Consider the following 22,184-nt stretch of genomic DNA (forward strand, 5'->3'; position numbering starts at 1 on the left):
CCTCCGTTACCAACGTCTCGAGCGATTCCATTGTAATGGAATAATCAGGGTGGCACCACGGTTCATTCGTCCCTTTTTTCTACGGGAAGAATGGGCTTTTTTTATTATGTTTTAAGAAATGAGGTAAGAACTATGAAGAAAACGATTTTTTCTGGCATTCAGCCGAGCGGTTCCGTTACTCTCGGCAACTACATCGGCGCAATGAAGCAATTTGTCGATTTGCAGCATGACTACAACGGCTACTTCTGTATTGTCGATCAGCATGCGATTACGGTTCCGCAGGATCGGCTTGAGCTGCGGAAGAACATCCGCAATCTCGCGGCTCTTTACCTGGCCGTCGGACTTGATCCCGAGAAAGCGACCCTCTTTATCCAGTCGGAGGTTCCCGCTCATGCCCAGGCGGGGTGGATGCTCCAATGCGTCGCATATATCGGCGAGCTTGAGCGGATGACGCAATTTAAAGATAAGTCAAAGGGCAAAGAAGCCGTCGTGTCAGGACTGTTAACCTATCCGCCGCTGATGGCCGGCGATATTTTACTGTACGGAACGGATCTTGTTCCGGTCGGAGAAGATCAAAAACAGCATCTTGAACTGACCCGCAACCTGGCGGAACGCTTCAATAAAAAATACAATGACATCTTCACGATTCCTGAGGTGAAAATTCCTGAATCAGGCGCGCGCATCATGTCACTGGCTGATCCGCTCAAAAAAATGAGCAAATCAGATCCGAACCAAAAGGCATTCATCACGCTGCTTGATGAGCCGAAGCAGCTCGAGAAGAAAATCAAGAGCGCCGTGACTGATTCTGAAGGCATTGTAAAGTATGATAAAGAAAACAAACCGGGCGTTTCTAATCTTTTGACGATCTATTCTATTTTAGGAAACACATCAATTGAAGAATTAGAAGCTAAATATGAAGGCAAAGGGTACGGTGAATTCAAAAGCGATTTAGCCGAAGTCGTTATCGGCGCATTGACACCGATCCAAGAGCGCTACCGTGAATTAATTGAGAGCGACGAACTTGACCGCATTCTCGACGAAGGAGCGGCGCGCGCAAACAAAACGGCCGGCAAAATGGTGAAGAAAATGGAAAACGCCATGGGTCTCGGACGGAAAAGAAGATAAAGAAAAGAGGCGGGAGAATCCCCGCCTCTTTTTTAGTTCACTTTTGATTCCTGCTCCATTTCCCAGAGCTTTTCGAAAAACGGCTGCCCTTTAATCAAATTTTCACAGAACGCAAGATGTTTATCTGACCAGCCTTCAATTGTTTCATTGTAAAGCATGTCCCAAATCTCTTCAAAGCTCATCCGTTTGATCTGCTCGTACATATGCGGATTCCATTCCGTGTACCAATACACAATTTCCGCACGGTTTTTCAGCCCTTTCAGCTGGTCGAGCGCCATAAACATCAGCTGCTTGATCTGCCGCTCTTTTCTCGTCAGCCCTCTGACGTGCTCCGGCGCCAATGACAAAATGTGATATTCCTTTGAAGACTCCAATTGCGCCGGCTCAAATTGAAACGATTCCGGTTCTACATCCTTTACCATTTCATAAACAAGCTGCTCCTGTCTCGGAATCAGGCGGCTCTTTCTGACCGGAATCGTATACCCGATCGTATCCACGGCAATGATGCCGATCCCGTCTGTCACGACAAAACAATACTCCAGCTTTGTCCGCTCATGATTTTTTCGCACGTATGACTTTTGGTGGACTTGGTCAAGCAGCTCTTTCGGAAGCTCTGATAAGTCGTTTTCTATGTAATGAAATAATACCGACGGCACTCTGAGCAGCGGCGTCTGATCCAAAAGCTCAACCGTGTCTTCCTTCCGCCATTCGTGAAAATGGCATACATTGTAGCCGTTTTCTTCCCCTTCAAACCAATTGACCCATACATCATGAAGAAATAACATATTCGACCCCTCACTTTACAAAAACTGTTGTCCACAGTATAGGCAAGGGGTAGATAAATTATTCCATTTTAATATGAGATTTCCGCTTTGTCCTCAATTGAGCCATATTGCTGGGCTTTTTTTCAATTGATAATAAGGCTTTGTATCCTTTCATTTTAATAGTAAACAGTGAAACAAGCACCAACAATCCGCCCGACAGTGCTGTGATGAGGACGACACCAAAATACTTTGATAGCAGACCAGCAATTAGAATCCCCATTACAAGACCAAAATTTGAAGACATCTGCAACATTGCCATAGCACGGCCTCTATATTCGGAAGGCGTTAATCCTAGAAATAGACTGCTTATTGGTACATTTAGAAAAGCGTTCATCAACCCTATTCCCAATACCCATAGGTAAACCGGAAGTAAACCGGCCCATTCTTCTGCACGTTCTAAAGGAATCACCGTGAGCATCCATATTCCCATCAAAACTGTGGTGACTAAAAGCAAATAACCAGGCTTCAAATATCTTAAAAGCAAAGGGCCCATCATTGCACCTATGACTGCACCGATTCCAGCAACTGCTTCAATCATTCCAAAATGAAAACCAGGCACTTGAAATATATGTAGCAGCAATGAATTAGAAGTCGTATTGAAAATTCCAGCCGCAAACATTACTTGCGCCAATAGCAGGATTAAAAAGGAAAGCGGAGCAGTTTTAAGAATGACTTGAACACCTTCTTTAATGGAACTGCTCATAGGTTTTATAACTGATGGATTCTCAGTGTTCGCTAACTGCTGTTTTTTTAATGTCACTACTGTTACTGAGATGAACAAAGCTGAAAAGAAATAGGTAGCGGCGTCTATGACTAAGAGATATGATGGTGATAAAAACATCAACAAGATTCCCGCAAAACCCGGTCCTGCAATCTGCATAATAGAATATATGCTTTGTGACACAGCCATGGCTTCAGAAATATATTTCTCACCTGCTACAATCGGTACAAAAGATGAACGTGCAGGGTAAAATAAAGCACTGCCTACCCCTGATAAAAAGACCAAAACGATCAGTGCGTAAGGATACTGTACTGTAAAAACCATAAGAATTAAAATAACGGCACGATATAAATCAGCGCCAATCATAACAAAATGTTTTTTAAATCGATCTGCAATTGATCCAGCAAATAAGCCGAATAAAATCATCGGAGAGTATTGACAAAAAAGCACAAATCCAATTAGCAAAGGGTCTTGCGAAGCCGTACCGATGATATATAAAATTGCAATGGTTGTCAGCCCGTCCCCGAAACGTGACAGAAGCTGGGCCAGACAAAAAGTAATAAATGATGTGTTTTTAAAAAGAGGAACCATTCATTTGACCCTTTCCGTCTTTTTTTTCTAAAATATATTATTCACCCACTGTCTAAGTATATGGGATCTTATTCTACCCATGAAAAATGCGTGCTATTAAAATAACACGCATTTTCTGTGCAATCATAAATTATTAATCTTCAATAATAATTTTTATTCCTCTCTTCAACTTTTTCACCCCCTTTCAAGTTTTCACTTAGAACAGATAACCAATATACTAGGAGATTCAATAGTATACTCACTTCCATTAAAATCCCCGTAAATATGTTCAATGTTAAAACCCGTTTGTTCTAATGCGTTTTTTATTTCAGTAACAGTATATAACCTCATTGTTATAACATGATGACTTGTTTTATTATTGATCAATCTTGTTTGGTTTATTTTCAGTGTGCCATTTAATAAATCAAGACTTCTTTTCTCTAATGCATAACCTGATTCATCATTACCAAACCAAATGATAGGGTTAAAATGTTTAATTAAATACTCTCTATTTGCAAGATGCAACAATAATTTACCACCAGTTTCTAAGCATAAATACATTGTTTCCAGCATCTTTTTGTTTTCTTTATCGCTCATATATACAATAGATGTTTCCATATTCAAGACAACATGATATCTATGTTTTGGTACAAAACACCTCCCATCCGCTAAAAAAGTGGGAACATGAGCATTAGATTTATCACTTATATGTTTCAGGAAGTTTTCATTAATATCTAATCCGTGAATATTGTAGCCTTCTTCCCACAGCTTTAGTAAATGTCTTCCATGACCGCAGCAAAAATCCATGATTTTAGGGTTTTCAAAATGCTTTAAAATCCTATTCTTAATGAAGTTAATTTCATCATCCAGATCTCTAGCAAGCAAATTTGAATAGACTTCTTGATAAGCTGAATTAAAAAATTCAGTGCCTTCATCTGAAATAGCATTCTTAGAGTCATGAATCAAACTGTTCCCTCTTCCCTTTTTATATTAAATATGTATTATTTTGTAATTATATTATAACTATGTTCTTCGTCTATTTCAATGAATAAATTTATTTTTCTGATTATTTTGATTCAAAAGAAGACTCTAGTTAGCATAATTTTCACTTAACGTAGAGTCCAAAAGGGATCATTTCACATTTTTCGGATCAAGCGCATCACGCAGCCCGTCACCGACAAAGTTGAAACACAATACAGTAAGAAGGATGAACAATCCCGGAAATAACGGGTACCACCAAGCCTGAATCATAATCGTAAAGTTCTGTGCATCCTGAAGCATATTGCCCCAGCTTGCGATCGGCGGCTGGATACCGAAACCGAGATAACTCAGCGCCGATTCGGCCAGAATAACCGATCCGACTTTTAAAGTGGCTGACACAATAATTGGTCCCAGCGCATTGGGCAGGATATGTGAAAAAATAATTTTATGTGTTTTTGTTCCGATTGTTTTAGCGGCTAATACATATTCTCTCGATCGCAGGGATAAAAATTCTCCCCTGACCAAACGAGCGGTTGTCGTCCAGCCTGTCAGGCAGAAAATTAAAATTAATTTGTCCACGCCTGGCTTAAAGATTGTAACAAGCGTAATCAATAAGAAAATATCAGGAATGGAAAGAACAATATCCACTAACCGCATAATAACAGCATCTGCGAAACCTTTAAAATAGCCCGCTACCGCTCCTAAAATCGTCCCGATAAAAATAGAGCCGACAACAGAGGCAAATCCGACTAGTAAAGAGATTCGCGCGCCGTACAGAATCCGGCTGAAGATGTCACGTCCGAATTTATCCGTTCCCATCAAATGTTCTAGACCCGGCGCTATAAATTTATCAAGCAGGTTTTGCTGCTCTTGAGAATAAGGAGCAATCACCGGCGCAAAAATCGCTGACATAATAATCACGAACAGAATAACAGCACCTGCAACCGCCAGTTTATTTTTCGAAAACTTTTCCCAAAAGATTTTTGTCATGGTTTCCGGTTTCTCAGCAATATTTTCTTTCAGCCCGATCTCCGGTGACGGAGATGTGTTCAGCTCAGCCATCGATGTCCCCCCTTTTAATATTCAATTCTCGGATCAACCACTGCGTATAAAATATCAGCGACAAGGTTGCCGATGACCACAAGGACAGCTGAAATGACGGTCATCGCCATAATGACGGGATAATCACGCTGAAACGCTGAATCAACAAACAGCTTTCCTAACCCCGGCCATGTGAAAATTTGTTCGACAACGACAGATCCTCCGATAAACGAGGGAATCATCAAACCGAAAATTGTAATGACGGGTAATAATGCATTTCTCAATCCGTGTTTAAATAATACACGGTTCTCTTTGAACCCTTTCGCTCTCGCTGTACGGATATAATCCTGATTTAATACATCAAGCATATTGGATCTCGTGTATCTCGTCAGTCCGGCCATGTCAGCTGTAGCTAATACGAATGCAGGCAGAATTAAATGATGAATCCGGTCAAATATATTGAAATCGGAATTCAGCGTCTCGACACCGCCGGTCGGAAACCAGCCGAGATTTACTGATAAAATCATAATCAAAATTAATCCAAACCAAAAGTTTGGAATGGCCAGACCTATAAATGAGGTAAACGTAATGCCATAGTCGAGCTTTGAATAAGGCCGCTTTGCCGACAGGACACCAAACGGAATAGAAATCATAAGAGCCAAAATCGTTGAAACGAGCATCAGCAGCAGCGTATTGGGCATTCGGGCCATAATCAATTCTGAAACAGGCGTTCCTTTTCTGACAATTGACGTTCCGAAATCGCCCTGCACCATGTTGCCGAGCCACTTTAAATATTGAACGTACTGAGGATCATTCAAACCGTATTTTTCAATAAACTGCTCTCTGTCAGCCTGGCTGATTTTCGGGTCCATCATTAATGTCATCGGATCTCCGGGCGCGGCTTTCATAATAACAAATGATAAAATTGTAATTCCCAATAAAATCGGGATAGACATTAAGGTTCTTCTGATAATATATGCAGCCATATACTTGTCCCCCTTTACTTTCCTTATTAAAAACAGAAGAGGGAGAACACGCTCTCCCTCCCCTTTAAGGGATAATTATTTTGCAAGCCACCATTTTTCGATATTATATAAATCACGTTTCGGATGGTATTTGTATCCTTCAAGATTTTGCGGCATTGCCATATGGTTGTTAGGGTAATACAAGAACGTATACGGCTGATCTTCCGCAATTTTTTGATAAATCTGCTCATATTCTTTGGAATATTGCTTTCTGTCACTGATTGATTTTGCATCTTTCATGAGTTTATCCGCTTCGGCATTTTTATACCAAACGTAGTTTAAGCCCTTTTTAATCTGGCTTGAATGGAAGATGTCATATTGATCCGGGAATGTGGATAAACTCCATCCCATGACCATTGCATCAAAATCCCAATTCGGAGGGTTCATTTGTTCAACGAGAGCGCTCCATTCAACGATCTGGGTCTTCACTTCAATGCCGATTTTTTTCAGCTGTTCCTGGACGACGACAGCGATGTCTTCACGGACTTTGTTTCCTTGGTTCGTTTTAAGGGTAAACGAGAATTTCTTTCCGTCTTTATCCAGGATGCCGTCACCGTTTGTATCTTTCCAGCCGGCTTCTGCAAGCATCTGTTTCGCTTTTTTCTCGTTGTACGCAAATTTCGGAACTTCTATATCTTTAGGATAGTTCCAAGATAAAGGGGATTCTGGAATGTAGGCTACCTTGCCGTCTCCGTCTAATACTTGGCTGACGATTGACTCGCGGTCAAGAGCGGTTGTCAGCGCCTGACGGACCTTTTTATCTTTAAATAATTCATTTTTTTCATTCCACCCGATGTACACGTAACTTAATGCCAAATCAGTAACGACTTTCAGATTATTAAATTTTTCAGCCGTTTTGTAGTCAGTGGCGGGCACATTAAAGAAATTAATATCGCCTGCCTGCAGCTGAGCAACGGCAGCATTTGCGTCGGGAATGACTTTATACGTTACAGTATCTAAATACGGTCTTCCTTTAAAATAATCATTATTCGCTTCGAGTTTAATATATTGGCCCTGCTTCCATTCTTTAAACTTAAATGGTCCTGAACCGATCGGTTTCTTTCTGTTAAACTCATTTTCTTCTAAATCAGCAATCGGAACATTACCGAGAATGTGCTTCGGCAGAATGGCTGTGCTGTCTAACGCATTATTGTAAAAATTACCGTCTTTATATTTCAGCTTGAACAAGACTTCGTAATCGCCTTTTTTCTCTACGGATTTCAGCATTTCATATGTTGATCCTCGTTCTCCCTTGTAATCTTTGCTTAAAGGGACACTGTACGTAAATACGACGTCATCTGCAGTCAGTTCTTTTCCGTCATGAAACTTAACGCCTTTTTTAATTTTCACATCATATGCTAGGCCGCCGTCTAATTCTTTAATATTTTCAGCGAGTGATAATTTCACGTTCAGTTTTTCATCCGTTTTCGTTAAAAAGCTGTACAGCATATTTTCAATATCCGTACTTGCGTCATCCGTAGAATACAGAGAGTTAAAAAGTGTGGGTTCCCCGATTGACCCGACAACCAAATCTCCGCCTTTTTGCGGTTTTCCTGCCGGTTTGGATTCGGTGCTTGTGGATTTTGAGCCGGAGCAGGCTGACAGGAAGATGGCAAACGCCATAAAAACACTTAGCATCATCAGTGCGCTTTTACGTAATTTCATATCAATTCCCCCTTTGTGATATATATGCAGCAAACTGGTTATGTAATCCGGCATACCCCCTCTCGATGCTTGTCATTTCAGGCATATAAATGGCAAGCGACGTAATGGCCGGGAGCGGCTTCTTCAAATGCCGGGATTTGTTCCTTGCAGATCGGTTTGGCCATCGGGCACCGCGTGTGGAACACGCAGCCTTTCGGCGGGTTTGCCGGACTTGGCAGTTCTCCTTTCAGGATGATTCGTTCCCGCTTGACGGCGTCTTTTTTTCTCGTGACGGGCACTGAAGACAAAAGCGCTTGCGTATAAGGGTGAAGCGGATTGCCGTACAGCTCGTGTTTATCGGTCAGCTCCATCATTTTTCCCAGATACATGACGCCGACTCTGTCGCTGATATGGCGGACAACACTCAAATCATGAGAAATAAACAAATAGGTCAGGTTGAATTCATCCTGCAGTTCTTCCATCAGATTGATGACCTGGGCCTGAATGGAGACATCGAGTGCGGAAACGGGTTCATCCGCAATAATCAGCTCGGGATTCAACGTCAGAGCCCGCGCAATCCCGATCCGCTGGCGCTGTCCCCCGGAAAATTCGTGCGGATAGCGGTTTGCAAAGCTCGGATGAAGGCCGACTTTCGCCAGCAGCTCCTCCACTCGCTCGTTCCGCTCGCTCATGCTGTACATATGGTGAGTCTGGAACGGTTCTTTAATAATGGAACGCAGCGTTTTCCTCGGATTAAGGGATGCGAAGGGATCTTGGAAGACCATCTGGATGTTTTTGCGGACGCTTTTTCTCAGCTTATCTTCAGATAAGCCGGAGATATCCTGACCCTTAAAAAGAATCCGGCCGTCTGTCGGCTTGTATAAACGGATCATCGTCCTTCCCGCCGTTGATTTGCCGCATCCTGATTCACCGACGATGCCGAGCGTCTCCCCGCGCTTCAGTGAAAAAGAAACGCCGTCAACAGCCTTTATATCACCGACTTTCCTTTGAAAAAAACCGGAGCGGATCGGGAAATATTTTTTTACGTCTTTCAGCTCTAAAATCGTTTCTTGGCCTGCAGCTGTCATTTTGATTGGGCACCCTCTTCCTCATATAAAAAACATCTTACAGAACGGCCGCTTTCATGCGTTATCAGCTCCGGCTGCCCTGTTTTGCATTTGTCCATCGCTTTTGAACACCTCGGGGCGAATCGGCAGCCTTCCGGAAGATTATCCGGTGTCGGGACACTGCCTTTGATCGCTTTTAATGTATCAATCTCTCCATCTATCACCGGTATGGAGTTTAACAGCCCCTCGGTATACGGATGAAGAGGGTTTAAAAATAAGTCCTCCACACTCGCGCTCTCTACGACTTGTCCGCAGTACATCACGATCACCCTGTCGGCGGCTTCGGAAACCACACCTAAATCGTGAGTGATCAGCAGAATGGAAGTATCGAATTTTTTGCAGAGGTCTTTCATCAGCTCCAATACTTGGGCTTGTATCGTCACATCAAGCGCCGTCGTCGGCTCATCAGCGATCAGAAGCTTCGGATTGCAGCTGAGCGCGATGGCGATCATCACCCTCTGTCTCATCCCTCCGGAAAGACGGTGCGGATATTCTTTCATCACTTGTTCCGCTCTGGAGAATCCGACGAGTTCCAGAAGCTCAACGGCTTTTTTAGCCGCTTCTCTTCTATTCATTTTTTTATGGTATTCAAGCACTTCGGTAATTTGTTCGCCGATGGTCAGCACCGGATTCAGGGAAGTCATGGGCTCCTGAAAGATCATAGAGACGTCATTTCCGCGGATTTTGCAATATTCGTTTTCGGTGAAGGAGGCCAGGTCCCTGCCTTCAAGCTTAATCGAGCCGTCCATAATTTTTCCGCCCGAGCTTTGGACAAGTCCCATAATAGAAAGCGAGGTGATGCTTTTGCCCGAGCCGGATTCTCCTACAAGAGCGACGGTTTCGCCTTTGTTAATGTGAAAATCAACCCCGTCGACTGCGGGGATCGGCTGTTTCTTTCTGAAAAAATAGGTCTTTAAATTATTCACTTCTAATAGTGTGCTCATGATACGCCCCTTTCTCATTCCGCTGAAGCAGAGGGAAACATACGTTTCGCTATCACAAAATATAGAATAGTCGAAAAATTTTATAGTTGTATATTATTACATCATTATTACAAAAGCAAGAATTTTTTAGGATAAATGTAATATCCTTAAATAATTTCCATTCTTTTAATCTATTAAAGCGTTGCCTCCAGAAAGGTTTTTGAAGGGATGGCCAATGCATCTTTTACTGTTTTTTGATGGTCGGTTAAATATTTTTTTACTATATTGAATCCGACGGCATAGCCGAGCATTGAGGGGAAGTATCCTTTTCCGTATAACAGCTGGGAAAACATTCTGCTGTCTCTCGTTAAGCGGAGGTTCGGCTTGACTCTTTTTTCAAACAGAAAATCAAGCTGCTCAGGCGTATAGTAGGACGTCCATTCAGCCGTAAGACTTGAGCCGAACCGCTCATATACAGCATATTCTGCCAGCCCCTCCATCATGATTGTATCAAGAAATGTCTCGTCTTTTTCGTCCTTTGTCACATGTTCTAACCGGCAGACGTGATTATATTCATGTGTCATAAGGGCGGATACAGCTGAATTGGAACTATCCGACGATAGAAAGAGGAACATTTTGTCCCGAAAGGCCAGACCGGATTTTGATCCGAATTCCTGACGGATTTTCCGGTTTCGTTCATCGACGGGCAAAACGACGATCGGCACGTCCGGCCCGTTCCACTTCTCCTTTAAATAAGCTTCCTCCTTTTGAATATGGCTGTAGCATCCTTTTTCTTTCAGCCGTTTACTGGTCCTAACGCCGTCCTTCAAATGGCGAAACATGCCGTGGTTTTGCAGCATCCCGAGTATCGGCTTCCACTCTTTCTTATCGGCCCCTGAAAAAAGCGGCAAAAGATGCGGGGCCAGATCATTTACGGATGCCGCCTTTTCCATCCATTGATATGTCTGCTTGACGCTCATACCGGTTCGCCTCCTCTTGTTGTTATCATATGCACGCACAAAAAAACCGGCCACCTTTTTCAGGCAGCCGGTCAGAAACTGTATTATTGATATTTTTTAAAGATCAAAGTGGCATTATGTCCGCCGAAGCCGAGCGAGTTGCTGAGAACGATGTTGACATCCTGCTCGCGCGCTTTGTCCGGTACATAATCTAAATCACACTCTTCATCAGGTGTTTCGATGTTAATCGTTGGCGGGATAATGCCGTCTTTAATGGCCATGACGGAGAAGATTGCTTCAATTCCTCCGGCAGCGCCTAACAAATGACCCGTCATTGATTTTGTCGAACTGACGGCAAGCTTGTGCGCATGATCACCGAAAACGGTCTTAATGGCTTTTGTCTCGTATTTATCATTGTAGTACGTGCTTGTGCCGTGAGCGTTGATGTAATCAATTTCTTCTGGCTTGATGCCCGCATCTTTGATTGCTTCCTTCATCGCTCTCGCACCGCCTTCCCCGTCTTGGGCAGGCGCGGTAATGTGGTAGGCATCACCCGTTGAGCCGTAGCCGACAATTTCCCCGTAGATTTTCGCACCGCGGGCAAGGGCATGCTCAAGCTCTTCAAGCACGACGATCCCCGCGCCTTCTCCCATGACAAAGCCGTCACGGTTTTTATCAAACGGGCGGCTTGCCGTTTTCGGATCAGGATTTGTAGAAAGGGCTTTGTTTGCGCTGAAGCCCGCAAATGACATTCTTGTCAGCGGCGCTTCCGTTCCGCCCGTAATCATCGCATCGGCATCGCCGCGCTGAATGACTTTAAACGCATCACCGATAGAGTTCGTTCCCGTGGCACATGCCGTCACCGTACAAGAGTTGACTCCTTTTGCTCCGAGAGCGATTGAGATTTGGCCTGTCGCCATATCAGGAATCATCATCGGAACAAAGAACGGGCTGACCCTTCTCGGCCCTTTTGTCAGGAAGATTTCGAATTGGGATTCAAGCGTTTCAAGACCGCCGATTCCGGATCCGACCCAAACGCCGACTCTCGGCGCGATCTCGTCTGTGATGTTCAGACCGGCATCTTGAACAGCCATTTTCGCGGCTACGACAGCATATTGCGTGAAGCGGTCCATTTTTCGCGCTTCTTTTTTATCCATGTAATTTTCAATATTGAAATCTTTCAGTTCAGCAGCTACTTTCGCCGGATACTCGTCCGATTCCACACGTGTGATCGGTCCGATTCCGGATACGCCGCCGATTGCATTTTTCCAGCTTGTTTCGGCGTCGTTTCCAAGCGGAGACAGGGCTCCAAGCCCTGTAACGACTACTCTTTTTTTACTCATCTTGTGTGCACCTCACCTTTTTTTATCGTCCCCAGCGTATTGCTATGGCGCCCCATGTCAATCCTCCGCCGAAACCGACCATGACGATGACGTCGCCGTCTTTAATTTTGCCTGCTTCCAGTTCCTCTACTAATGAAATCGGAATGGATGCTGCGGATGTGTTTCCATATTTATGGACTGTTTTAGACATCTTTTCAACCGGAAGCTCCAAACGTTCCCGTGCCGCTTCCATGATGCGGATGTTTGCCTGATGCGGAATCAAAAAGTCTACGTCCTCTTTGGAGAGGCCGGCTTTTTCAATGACATTTACACTCGATTCACCCATTTGCCGGACGGCGAATTTGAATACTTCTCTTCCATGCATGATTGTATGCCCTTTTTCATCTAAGTACAAGTGCTGACCGCCTGTACCGTCTGCTCCGAGCTCAAATGACAGTATGCCTCTGTCGTCGCTGACCGGTCCGATGACCGCCGCTCCGGCTCCGTCTCCGAACAGCACAGCCGTATTGCGGTCGTCCCAGTCGGTAATCCTTGAGAGCTTTTCCACGCCGACCACGAGGACATGTTTGTATGTTTGCGATTCAATGAATTGTTTGGCGGTTACGATACCGTACATAAAACCCGCACATGCGGCGCTGATATCCATCGCGCACGCTTTTTTGGCCCCGAGCTTCTCTTGTATCATACAGGAAACGGTAGGGAAGGACTGGTCAGGAGTAACCGTCGCCACTAGGATCATATCAAGCTCCTCAGCGGAAATGCCGGCCTGATCAAGCGCTTTTTGCGCAGCCTCAGCGGCCATGCCGGATGAATACATATCTTCCGCGGCGATTCTTCTTTCTTCTATACCTGTTCTCGTACGAATCCACTCGTCCGATGTATCTACCATTTGTTCAAGATCATGATTTGTCAGCACTTTTTCCGGGATGTAACGGCCGACGCCAAGAATTCCAGCTTTCATTGGAAAGACTCCTTTTTTATAATGAATTTAAAACTAATTAGTTATGATCAATTATTAGTATCAGGTACTAATTCTACCCTATTTTTTTTCTGTTGGCAATATATTCGTCTAAACTATCGGACGCTGCTCCTCATAGAATAAAAGGAAGACGAAAGGAGGCTTCACTATGGATATTTTCTCCAAAATGATGTTCGGCGATTCCAGAGACCGGGATAAAGAACCGGAAGAAAACCCGGAGCAGCCTCAGGCTGAAAACGAAGAAGAGATCGATTACAACCACGTGATGAATCAGCTGGGGTCCATCATGAACTCTCTGGATCAATTAAAGCCCGTATTTAAAGACTTCGCGCCGATGGTGTCCGCTATAAAGAAAAAAATCATGTGAAAAGCCACTTCATGAAAAGTGGCTCTCTTTATTTATTCAGCTCCCCGGCATCAGATCTGCCAAGCTCATACGCTTCCGCCATGACCGAAGTAAACAGGTCCATAAACGGCTGAATCATTTCCATAGACAGATCTATGCCGGATTTCTCAAGCTCCGCCTTTGCTTCCGGCAGGTATTTCATCGCGATCTGCATAAATTCAAGAGACTTTTCATGCTGCATGTGTATCCACCTCTATTCATTTGACGGCAGTTCATTTGTTCGGTTATACGTTTTCACAAGGTCTGAGATTTTGTCTTGAAATGCTTTGTCCACCAGAGGGCTGAACGTCCCCATTTCAACGACTCCTTCCCTGAAATCAAAGTTGTGATCTCCGCTCTTGAGCGTACCTTTATTATATTGCTCGGCAATTAATGTATAGGCTTTATCTACGTTTTGCACCGTGCTTGTCAGCACCGTGTTTTTGCCGAGATTCGATTGCTCGGCGACATAGCCGATGGCGTAAAGCCCGTCTTTTTTGATTTGCTGAATGACAGGAACATTATACCCGTCTCCGGCCGGATATACAACATCCGTGCCTTCCGCTTTTAACTTCTCGTAAAGATGCAGCGCTTCATTGCCGTTATCCCAGTGGTCCGTAAATTCAGTGTTGACGGTGATATCAGGGTTTTCATATTTCGCCCCTTTGATAAAGCCGTCTACTTCAGGCTGCCACAAAAAGGAGGCGATGACGCCGACCTCATTGGTTTTTGACATATGGGCGGCTGTCATTCCCCCGAAAAAACCCATTGCTTCTCCCATAAGATGAACGCTTGTGACATTATCGCTTTTCGCCGTTCCGTTTGCGACGACGAATTCCATGTCGGGATAATCCTTGCTGATCATATTGAAGATTTCCTCGTATTCATTTCCGTGCCCGTATAAAAGATTGACTCCTTTTTTATGAAAATCATCTATCGCTTTTAAAATATCTTCATCGGATCTGATATTTTCTTTATAATAAACGTCAACGTTAAATTCAGATTGTATCGCTAATAAACCTTTGTAACCTTTTGTGCCCCATACCAAGTCACTGATGGTATCGGGAAAAAGCATTCCGACCTTCTCAATTTTTCCTTTAAACGGAGTTTGTGCGCATCCGCTCAATAAAAGGAGGACAGAAAAGATCATGACAAGCCTGGTGATCAAGCCATGTTCAACCCCTTTTCAAACTCATAACATGTATAATTGATATACGTTTATTGTAGCGGTAATGCACATAACATGGAAGGTATTTCTTAAAAAATGTCGAATATTGATGAAAATTGTCTTTTCCATTCTTTAATTTTTTCTTCCGCTTCCGTTTTTTGCGTTTTTTCTTTTATTTCCAGGGTAATAATCTGGTTTTCGTCTTCTGTGCCGTCAGCCTCAAGCTGATTCATCAGCCCGCAGACTGCGTCTTCTAAAAAGATCCTGCTTTCGCCATCTTCTTTTGCTTCTGTCCACGGACCGTAAAGGGGAGGAAGGATAATCGCTTTTGCCGTATCCCGCTGACCGTTTTTTTCCCAGTCTCCGTGATCCTCACTGTAAACAATCCAATATAAAGGCTCAGCCCTTTCTTCAGGCAGACACCCGCTCCCGTATTGAACGCATATACGATCGTATTCCTTTTCACCGATTTCATCTATTATTTGAAAAAGCCCGTTTCTCGCGAGCCACATTAAACGTTCTTCTAAATACAGCTGCCTCGTTTTGTCCTCCGGTTCTGCCAAAATGACATCAACATGCACACCCTCATCCATCAACCGTTCGCACAATGAAAGGCCGAGAAATTCATCTGCTCCAATGATCAGCGCTGTCTTCATCACATCTGCCGCCTTTCCGGTTTTTCATTCGCACACAAGCCAAACAGCCCTCTGAAAAGAGATGGCTGTTGTATTCTATTCATTACAGGTCTTTTTCATGACTGCGGAAAAACCGGCAGATGGCTCTGTACATACGCGCAGGGTTCTCAAGCAGGTGATACGTGATATCAGTCTTGCTTCCGGTCTTTTCCCGGGCTTCTTTATACGCGTTCGCATGCAGGGTGTACGGGTACGGCGCTCCGGTCGTTCTTTGCCATATATGTACCGGCACGCGGGTGCGGCAGCCGGTAATGGTCTGATAGCTCAGTGAGCTTGCCTCTTTTTCAGAAACACCGAAGCTCTGTGCCGTTTCCCTCAGAAACTGCTTATAAAAAAACTTATTTTCTTTCTCTGATTCAAAATGGGCTTGAAGGTCAAGACAAGGATCTAACATTGCGGCTGAACGGATATGCTCCGGTGAAGACTGCAGCAATTGATCGGCGATGAGGGCGCCCATGCCTTCTGCGAGCAAGTGTATTTTCGGATTGAGGGTTTCTTGTTTCAGCACATAATGCATCAGCTGTCTGGCGTAAAGGACGGCTTTTTCCGAACCCCAATGCCGTCCGTATAAATTGCTGTTAAAAATGGTGTATCCTCTGTCAAGCATCGTATTTAACAGCTGGTTTCTCCCTTCATGTTCGAGCCAAAAGCTTGAGTCCCGGCTGACAAAGTGGGTTCTGTCCCCCAGAATAAAGATACAGAAGCCGTTCGGCCGATACGGCAGATGGATGACGTTCAGCTCAGATCCGAATTGGAAAAATCTTTCCGTAATCCCCATGCCTGCCCGCCTCCTTTTACTCCTAATCTCTCTATTGGCTATCATATGTAAGAAGAATGAAAACGGATCGGATAAACTCCTATTTGCTGCTATGTTTTGGCTATTATCCCGAGCACAGGAACCGAATTTTCCATCAGACGGCCGGACAGGCGGGCAAATGCCAGTTTCAGGCGCGCTTTTTGATGAGAAAATGACCTTCCGCCCGCGCTTTATGTATGGTATGATACAACGTAGAATAAAATGAAGGACGAGGTGGAAACGTGCGGTTTATTATCGGTTTTATTTGGACGTTCCTTTTAACACATATGGCCTGTTATTTGGTCGCCTCCATGAACAGCGCGGCGTACAATTTCAAGCAATCATCCGTTATTGCCGTGGTTATTGCGGTGCTAGTCTTTGTTCTTGCGGAGATCATGCCTGTCAAACAGGATGCAAGCCAGCATTAAATAAAAAAACCTGCTATTCAGCAGGTTTTTTTGTGTTCACGGTTTTCGTTGATACGTCCACAATCTGTTGTGGTTTGAAGTTTCAGGGAACATTTCTCCCACTGTAAGCTTGATTTTTTGCGGGTTTTTGACCATGCTTCCCGTTTCGCCGATTTCAACGTACACACCGTTATTCGGCGCTTTTTGTCCCGGGCGGAATTGATGCTGCTGTCCCACGTCATTTCCTCCTTTTTCTTTTTTATGTAGTATGCGCTTGTATGCGGAGAAATATCAAAAACCGCTGAATGAGATTCAGCGGTTTTTTTGTTCATCCTGTTTGTAAAGAAGAGCTTTCAGGAGCGCTTTTTGCGCGTGAAGCCGGTTTTCCGCCTGCTGAAATACCGCAGAGTTCGGGCCGTCGATAATCTCGGACGTGACCTCTTCTTCCCGATGCGCGGGCAGGCAATGCAAAAATGTATAGTCGGGTTTGGCGAGACTGACGAGTGAGGCGTTGACTTGATACGGGGCAAACACATTCAGCCGCTGCTGCGTCTCTTCCTCCTGCCCCATGCTCGTGAAGACGTCGGAGTAAATCACGTCTGCATCCCGCACCGCTTCCTGCGGATTTTCGGTAAGGGTGATTTTCGCTCCGGAAACAGCCGCCGCTTCTTTTGCAGCATTTACCGCCTCTTCCTCTACTTCATAGCCTTTCGGCGAAGCAATCGCAATGTCACAGCCCATTTTTGCGCAACCGATCATTAGTGAATGCGCTACATTATTTCCGTCACCGATATAGGCGGCTTTTACTCCTTTTAATTTTCCTTTTATTTCTTGTATCGTTAACAGATCCGCGAGTGCCTGACACGGGTGATACCGGTCGGTCAGCCCGTTTATGACGGGAATGTCTGCATGCTCGGCAAGCTCTTCGACTTTTTCATGCTCAAAGGTGCGGATCATAATGGCATCAACGAAGCCGGACAGCACCTTCGCCGTATCCGCGACTGTCTCCCCCCGCCCAAGCTGCAGGTCGCTGCTTGAAAGAAATAGTCCCGTTCCCCCGAGCTGGGCCATTCCCGCTTCAAAAGACACACGTGTGCGGGTTGAAGATTTTTCAAAAATCATCGCCAATGTTTTCCCTTGGAAAATCGGCTGTATCGGATGTTGTTTTAATAATGAAGCTTCTGTCAGAAGCGCATTGATGTCTGACGGGCTGACATCTTTTAAGGAAAGAAAATCTTTGCCGTACAAATGGGTTAATGTGTGTTCCGCTTTTATTGTGTGCATGATGCCACTTCCTTTTGATAAAGATCTTTGAGCGATACAGGCTGAGGTTTGCCGGAGCCGCTTGCTAAAAATGCCTTTACGGTTTCCGGTTCAGTAAAGACCGTCACACCGTGCGTCATGGCTTCAATCCGTTGTTTACGCGCTTCTTCAGAGTGATTGAGATTTATATGGACCGCTTTATCCTTTCGCTCTGCCCATGCTGGGAACGCATCTTTGCATACGGTAAATCCCGCCTCTTGAGCCTGACATTCCAATTCCGCATCACAGCCTTCCAGATAGATGCTGCCTTTTTTCTCCCAGACGTGCGCGTAGATTTTTTTCAGGGCGCTTTCTGCGTCAAACGCGACACACATGCCTTCTCCAGTCGACTTCATTTCCGGCCCAGGCTTTACGTCCACATCCTGAATGGCGTGCGAAGAAAAAACCGGGAATTTCACTGCCGTTCCGTGCTGATTTTGAACCTCGGGCTTGATGTCTTTAAGGGAAGCGCCGGCCAGCAATCTGGCGGCAAGCGGGATCATCGGCACCCCCATCACCTTAGACACGACAGGAACCGTGCGGCTTGCCCGCGGATTCACTTCAAGAACGAGAATATCCCCTTTGTCATCAATGACAAACTGAATGTTCATGATGCCTTTAAAAGCCAGTTTTACCGCGATTTTTTCGGCGGCCTCTTTTATATTCCGCTGCATATCAGGTGTGACAGACGGACCCGGAAGAATGGCAAAACTGTCGCCCGAATGGACACCGGCGCGTTCAATGTGCTCTGTGTAAGTCGGCACGAATACTTCATGTCCGTCGGAAATCAGATCGATCTCCAATTCTTTTCCTGTAATGTACTGATCGATCAAAATCGGATACGGCATGCCCGCTTCATTTTCCAGCAGTTCTGACATTTGCGCTTCTGAATCAACGATGATCATGCCCATCCCACCGATGACATAAGACGGACGGATCAGCACGGGGTAGCCGATTCGGCTTGCTTTTTCCGTTGCTTCTTCTTTTGAATAAGCGGTTTCGCCTTTGGCATGTTTGAGGTCAAGGTCATCAAGCAGCTGATAAAACAGATCCCGATCCTCCAGCGCATCAAGGGTTTCAAAGGATGTTCCGAGCAGCGGAATGCCCGCTTTTTCCAGCGGTTCAGCGGCATTGATCGCGGTCTGTCCCCCAAACTGGACGATGGCAAAATCAATGTTTTCATGTTCCGCCACATTCAAAATATGTTCTGTCGTCAGCGGTTCAAAATAAAGCCGGTCGGCGATTTCATAATCCGTGCTTACTGTTTCCGGATTGTTATTGATCATAATCGTTTCATACCCCAGCTTTTGCAGGGTCAGAACGCCGTGGACGGCGCTGTAATCAAATTCCACTCCCTGACCGATGCGGATCGGGCCTGAGCCGATGATGAGGGCGCGTTTTTTCTCTTTTCGGCTGATATCTCCGTCGCTTTCCCCGAGGTAGGTGGAGTAGAAATAATTCGTCTTGGCATCAAATTCAGCGGCGCATGTATCTACGATTTTAAACGACGGGACGATGCCTGATTTCTTTCTGAGAGCACGGATGTCTTCTTCCGTTTTTCCCGTGAGAGATGCGATCATGACATCCGTGAAGCCCTTTACCTTCGCCTGCTTTAAAAGCGGGAAAGACAGATGATCCCCTTCTTCCATCAGCTTGTTTTCCAATGTGATGATATTTCGGAATACATGGAGAAAAAACGGGTCAATTTTCGTTTTGGCATGGATGTCTTCTATCGTTTCACCGCGGCTTAACAGCTCCATGACGACGAAAAATCTCCGGTCATCCGGCGTTACCGCTAATTCCCACAGCTGATTGATCGTACAGCCGCCGAGTTCAGGCAGGCGGGTGCCGATCGTTTTCAGCTCAAGGGAGGCCGCCGCTTTTTGAATGGCCGCTTCCATATTTCTTTCAATCGCCATGACCTCTCCCGTCGCTTTCATCTTCGTTCCGAGCGTGCGGTCGGCATGTTTAAATTTATCAAACGGCCAGCGCGGGAATTTGACGATGACATAATCAAGCGCCGGTTCAAAGCTTGCATAAGTAGAGCCCGTCAGCGGATTTTTCAGTTCATCAAGCGTATAGCCGACGGCAAGTTTCGCCGCCATTTTGGCAATCGGATAGCCGGTCGCTTTTGACGCGAGAGCTGAAGAGCGGCTGACACGCGGGTTCACTTCAATGACATAGTACTGTTTGCTGAACGGATCCAGCGCAAATTGAATGTTGCAGCCGCCGACCACATCCAGCGCCGAAATAATCGCCAGGCTTGCTGAACGCAGCATCTGATATTCTTCATCCGTTAACGTCTGGGACGGTGCGACGACAATGGAGTCCCCTGTGTGCACGCCGACGGGATCGATGTTTTCCATATTGCAGACGGTGATGCATGTATGATTGCTGTCGCGCATGACCTCATATTCGATTTCTTTAAAACCGGCGATGCTTTTTTCGACGAGGCATTGGCTGATCGGGCTTGCTAAGAGCGCCTGTTTAATAAGCGTCTGAAACGCTTCTTTCGTTTTCGCGATTCCGCCTCCCTTTCCGCCTAACGTGTACGCCGGTCTCAGAATGACCGGAAATCCGATAGACTCAGCGAAACGGAGGGCGTCTTCTTCGTTGTCGACGATTTCGCTTTCCGGAACGGGCTGATCAAGCTCTTTCATCAGGGCGCGGAACTGCTCCCGGTCTTCGCCTTTTTGAATGGTTTCCACCGATGTTCCCAAAAGCTTGACGTGATGCTTCTTCAGCACGCCTGCTTCTTCAAGCTTAACGGCTAAATTCAATGCCGTCTGGCCGCCCAAATTGGCAAGCAGACCGTCCGGTTTTTCTTTTTCAATAATGGCCTCGATGCTGTCGGTTGTGAGCGGTTCAAAATATATTTCATCGGCAAACGCCTCATCCGTCATAATCGTTGCCGGGTTGTTGTTGACTAGAATAACGCGGTATCCTTCTTCTTTCAGAGCCATGCAGCCCTGCGTTCCTGAATAATCAAATTCTGCCGCCTGGCCGATGATGATCGGGCCGGAGCCGATGACTAATATGCTGGAAATGGTTGTATCTTTAGGCATGAGCGATTTCTCTCCTTGCTGGTATCACTTTCTCTAGAAATTCATCAAATATCCACTCGCTCTCAGCCGGTCCGGGATGAGCTTCAGGGTGGAACTGGACGCTTAATACGGGAAGGCGCTTATGAATGAGCCCTTCCACTGATGTATCATTGACATGATGAAATCTGATGGACAGCTCGTTTTCGTCAATTGATGCTTCATCAACGACATAGCTGTGGTTCTGGCTTGTCATAAACACCCGTTTCGTTTTCCGGTCAATGACAGGATGGTTGGCACCCCTGTGGCCGAACGGCAGCTTATACGTATTTCCTCCGAAAGCCAGGGCAATCAGCTGATGCCCGAGGCAAATGCCGAGTGCGGGGAAATCACTGAGTAATGATGTAATCCGGTTCATGTACGGCGCAATCGCTTTCGGGTCGCCCGGGCCGTTTGAGAGCACGATTCCGTCGGGCTGAATGTCGTAAACAGCGTTCATCTGCTGATACGGAATGACCGTTACTTTACAGCCGCGCTTTACAAGTGACGAGGCGATTGATTTTTTATAACCGAAATCAATCAGCGCAATATGCCGGTCTCCATTCCCCATTGACGTGATGTCTTCAGACTGCGCCAGCTCCGCCGGGTTTTCTGTTCCGGATGCTGCCGGAATTTCTCCTGTTGTTGACACGGCAGCGTTCATCGTGCCGCCGGAGCGGATGGTTTTGACGACGGCCCGTGTGTCCACTTCGGTTAAGAGCGGGATGTTCCATTTATTTAAATACTCTCTCAAGCTTGAGACTGCTTCATGGTGAGAAAAATGTTCACACGCTTCATAGACGGCAACAGCCTTGACTTGAGGAATCTTACTTTCAAGGTCTTTTTCATTAATTCCGTAGTTTCCGATCAGCGGATACGTAAAGACGATGATCTGATCCTTATATGACGGGTCTGTAAGCACTTCCTGATAGCCCGTCATTCCGGTGAAAAAAACCGCTTCGCCAACACAGCGGGCTTCTTTTTCAAGTTCACCGCCAAATGATGTTCCGTCTTCCAATACTAAATAGCCTTTCATCTAAAGCCCACCTCTTGATGAATAATTAATTAAAAATATGAATTTTTATACTT

The 22,184-nt window shown here is 45.4% G+C and carries 22 protein-coding genes and 1 other annotated feature (1 of these 23 only partly in view); of the genes, 3 read left to right on the forward strand and 19 right to left on the reverse strand.

Annotation, left to right across the window (positions count from 1 at the left end):
• Positions 1-77, forward strand: a binding site (T-box leader) (it extends 135 nt beyond the left edge of the window).
• Between the two features lie 55 nt (positions 78-132).
• On the forward strand, positions 133-1,125 hold the full coding sequence (trpS, locus tag G9F50_RS12580; RefSeq protein ID WP_014304785.1) for a tryptophan--tRNA ligase: 993 nt from the start codon (positions 133-135) through the stop codon (positions 1,123-1,125).
• Positions 1,126-1,157: 32 nt separating this feature from the next.
• Here the strand turns inward: trpS and G9F50_RS12585 are convergent, their stop codons facing one another.
• From G9F50_RS12585 to G9F50_RS12635, 11 genes are all read right to left on the reverse strand, one after another.
• Positions 1,158-1,910 carry a YjbA family protein gene (locus G9F50_RS12585; RefSeq protein ID WP_007409116.1) on the reverse strand — a complete coding sequence of 251 codons (753 nt, stop codon included), beginning with the start codon at positions 1,908-1,910 and terminating at the stop codon, positions 1,158-1,160.
• Positions 1,911-1,968: 58 nt separating this feature from the next.
• Complete coding sequence (locus G9F50_RS12590) at positions 1,969-3,261, reverse strand: MFS transporter (RefSeq protein ID WP_043021303.1); 1,293 nt, start codon at positions 3,259-3,261, stop codon at positions 1,969-1,971.
• A gap of 192 nt (positions 3,262-3,453) precedes the next feature.
• Positions 3,454-4,206: a class I SAM-dependent methyltransferase gene (locus tag G9F50_RS12595; protein ID WP_044053099.1), complete on the reverse strand. Its 753-nt coding sequence runs from the start codon at positions 4,204-4,206 to the stop codon at positions 3,454-3,456.
• A 165-nt stretch (positions 4,207-4,371) separates the two neighbouring features.
• Positions 4,372-5,283 (reverse strand): oligopeptide ABC transporter permease, encoded by a 912-nt coding sequence (opp4C, locus tag G9F50_RS12600; RefSeq protein WP_060562156.1) that lies wholly within the window; start codon positions 5,281-5,283, stop codon positions 4,372-4,374.
• Positions 5,284-5,297: 14 nt separating this feature from the next.
• Positions 5,298-6,248 (reverse strand): oligopeptide ABC transporter permease AppB, encoded by a 951-nt coding sequence (appB, locus tag G9F50_RS12605; protein WP_043021305.1) that lies wholly within the window; start codon positions 6,246-6,248, stop codon positions 5,298-5,300.
• Between the two features lie 75 nt (positions 6,249-6,323).
• Entirely contained in the window at positions 6,324-7,952 is a 1,629-nt protein-coding gene (locus tag G9F50_RS12610; RefSeq protein ID WP_043021306.1) for a peptide-binding protein, read from the reverse strand.
• Positions 7,953-8,029: 77 nt separating this feature from the next.
• On the reverse strand, positions 8,030-9,019 hold the full coding sequence (locus G9F50_RS12615; protein WP_060562155.1) for an ABC transporter ATP-binding protein: 990 nt from the start codon (positions 9,017-9,019) through the stop codon (positions 8,030-8,032).
• Positions 9,016-10,002 carry an ABC transporter ATP-binding protein gene (locus G9F50_RS12620; protein ID WP_033574515.1) on the reverse strand — a complete coding sequence of 329 codons (987 nt, stop codon included), beginning with the start codon at positions 10,000-10,002 and terminating at the stop codon, positions 9,016-9,018. Before G9F50_RS12620 ends, G9F50_RS12615 begins: the two co-directional genes overlap by 4 nt.
• Positions 10,003-10,175: 173 nt before the next feature.
• Entirely contained in the window at positions 10,176-10,961 is a 786-nt protein-coding gene (locus tag G9F50_RS12625; RefSeq protein ID WP_060562154.1) for a DUF2268 domain-containing putative Zn-dependent protease, read from the reverse strand.
• A gap of 83 nt (positions 10,962-11,044) precedes the next feature.
• Positions 11,045-12,283 carry a beta-ketoacyl-ACP synthase II gene (fabF, locus tag G9F50_RS12630; protein WP_060562153.1) on the reverse strand — a complete coding sequence of 413 codons (1,239 nt, stop codon included), beginning with the start codon at positions 12,281-12,283 and terminating at the stop codon, positions 11,045-11,047.
• A 22-nt stretch (positions 12,284-12,305) separates the two neighbouring features.
• The gene (locus G9F50_RS12635; RefSeq protein WP_165417772.1) at positions 12,306-13,244 is read right to left on the reverse strand and encodes a beta-ketoacyl-ACP synthase III; all 939 of its coding nucleotides are present in this window, start codon (positions 13,242-13,244) and stop codon (positions 12,306-12,308) included.
• A gap of 166 nt (positions 13,245-13,410) precedes the next feature.
• On the opposite strand from G9F50_RS12635, the gene G9F50_RS12640 reads away from it, so the two are divergent.
• On the forward strand, positions 13,411-13,629 hold the full coding sequence (locus G9F50_RS12640) for a hypothetical protein (RefSeq protein ID WP_007409123.1): 219 nt from the start codon (positions 13,411-13,413) through the stop codon (positions 13,627-13,629).
• Between the two features lie 28 nt (positions 13,630-13,657).
• Here the strand turns inward: G9F50_RS12640 and G9F50_RS12645 are convergent, their stop codons facing one another.
• The 4 genes from G9F50_RS12645 to G9F50_RS12660 form a co-directional block, all read right to left on the reverse strand.
• Entirely contained in the window at positions 13,658-13,849 is a 192-nt protein-coding gene (locus tag G9F50_RS12645; protein ID WP_003155061.1) for a ComZ family protein, read from the reverse strand.
• Positions 13,850-13,861: 12 nt separating this feature from the next.
• Complete coding sequence (locus tag G9F50_RS12650) at positions 13,862-14,815, reverse strand: BMP family ABC transporter substrate-binding protein (RefSeq protein ID WP_060562152.1); 954 nt, start codon at positions 14,813-14,815, stop codon at positions 13,862-13,864.
• A gap of 89 nt (positions 14,816-14,904) precedes the next feature.
• Positions 14,905-15,471 (reverse strand): Rossmann-fold NAD(P)-binding domain-containing protein, encoded by a 567-nt coding sequence (locus G9F50_RS12655; RefSeq protein WP_017417444.1) that lies wholly within the window; start codon positions 15,469-15,471, stop codon positions 14,905-14,907.
• 82 nt (positions 15,472-15,553) lie between these two features.
• Positions 15,554-16,288 (reverse strand): lipase family protein, encoded by a 735-nt coding sequence (locus G9F50_RS12660; protein ID WP_060562151.1) that lies wholly within the window; start codon positions 16,286-16,288, stop codon positions 15,554-15,556.
• A 260-nt stretch (positions 16,289-16,548) separates the two neighbouring features.
• On the opposite strand from G9F50_RS12660, the gene G9F50_RS12665 reads away from it, so the two are divergent.
• Positions 16,549-16,734, forward strand: coding sequence for a YjzD family protein (locus G9F50_RS12665; RefSeq protein WP_007409129.1), 186 nt, complete (start codon positions 16,549-16,551; stop codon positions 16,732-16,734).
• A gap of 36 nt (positions 16,735-16,770) precedes the next feature.
• Here G9F50_RS12665 and G9F50_RS12670 read toward each other — a convergent pair whose 3' ends face one another.
• The 4 genes from G9F50_RS12670 to G9F50_RS12685 all read right to left on the reverse strand — a co-directional run bounded on the left by G9F50_RS12670 (position 16,771) and on the right by G9F50_RS12685 (position 22,131).
• A complete protein-coding gene (locus G9F50_RS12670) occupies positions 16,771-16,950 on the reverse strand; it encodes a YjzC family protein (protein WP_003155070.1) in 180 nt (59 codons plus the stop codon).
• 75 nt (positions 16,951-17,025) lie between these two features.
• Positions 17,026-17,997 (reverse strand): ornithine carbamoyltransferase, encoded by a 972-nt coding sequence (gene argF / locus G9F50_RS12675; protein ID WP_012117275.1) that lies wholly within the window; start codon positions 17,995-17,997, stop codon positions 17,026-17,028.
• Entirely contained in the window at positions 17,985-21,080 is a 3,096-nt protein-coding gene (locus tag G9F50_RS12680) for a carbamoyl-phosphate synthase (glutamine-hydrolyzing) large subunit (protein WP_165406563.1), read from the reverse strand. The genes argF and G9F50_RS12680 overlap by 13 nt, the downstream gene beginning before the upstream one ends.
• The gene (locus G9F50_RS12685; protein WP_072588976.1) at positions 21,073-22,131 is read right to left on the reverse strand and encodes a carbamoyl phosphate synthase small subunit; all 1,059 of its coding nucleotides are present in this window, start codon (positions 22,129-22,131) and stop codon (positions 21,073-21,075) included. The genes G9F50_RS12680 and G9F50_RS12685 overlap by 8 nt, the downstream gene beginning before the upstream one ends.
• Positions 22,132-22,184 lie beyond the last annotated feature (53 nt).

Source organism: Bacillus sp. EKM206B (genome assembly GCF_011066015.1).
GTDB classification, from domain to species: domain Bacteria; phylum Bacillota; class Bacilli; order Bacillales; family Bacillaceae; genus Bacillus; species Bacillus velezensis.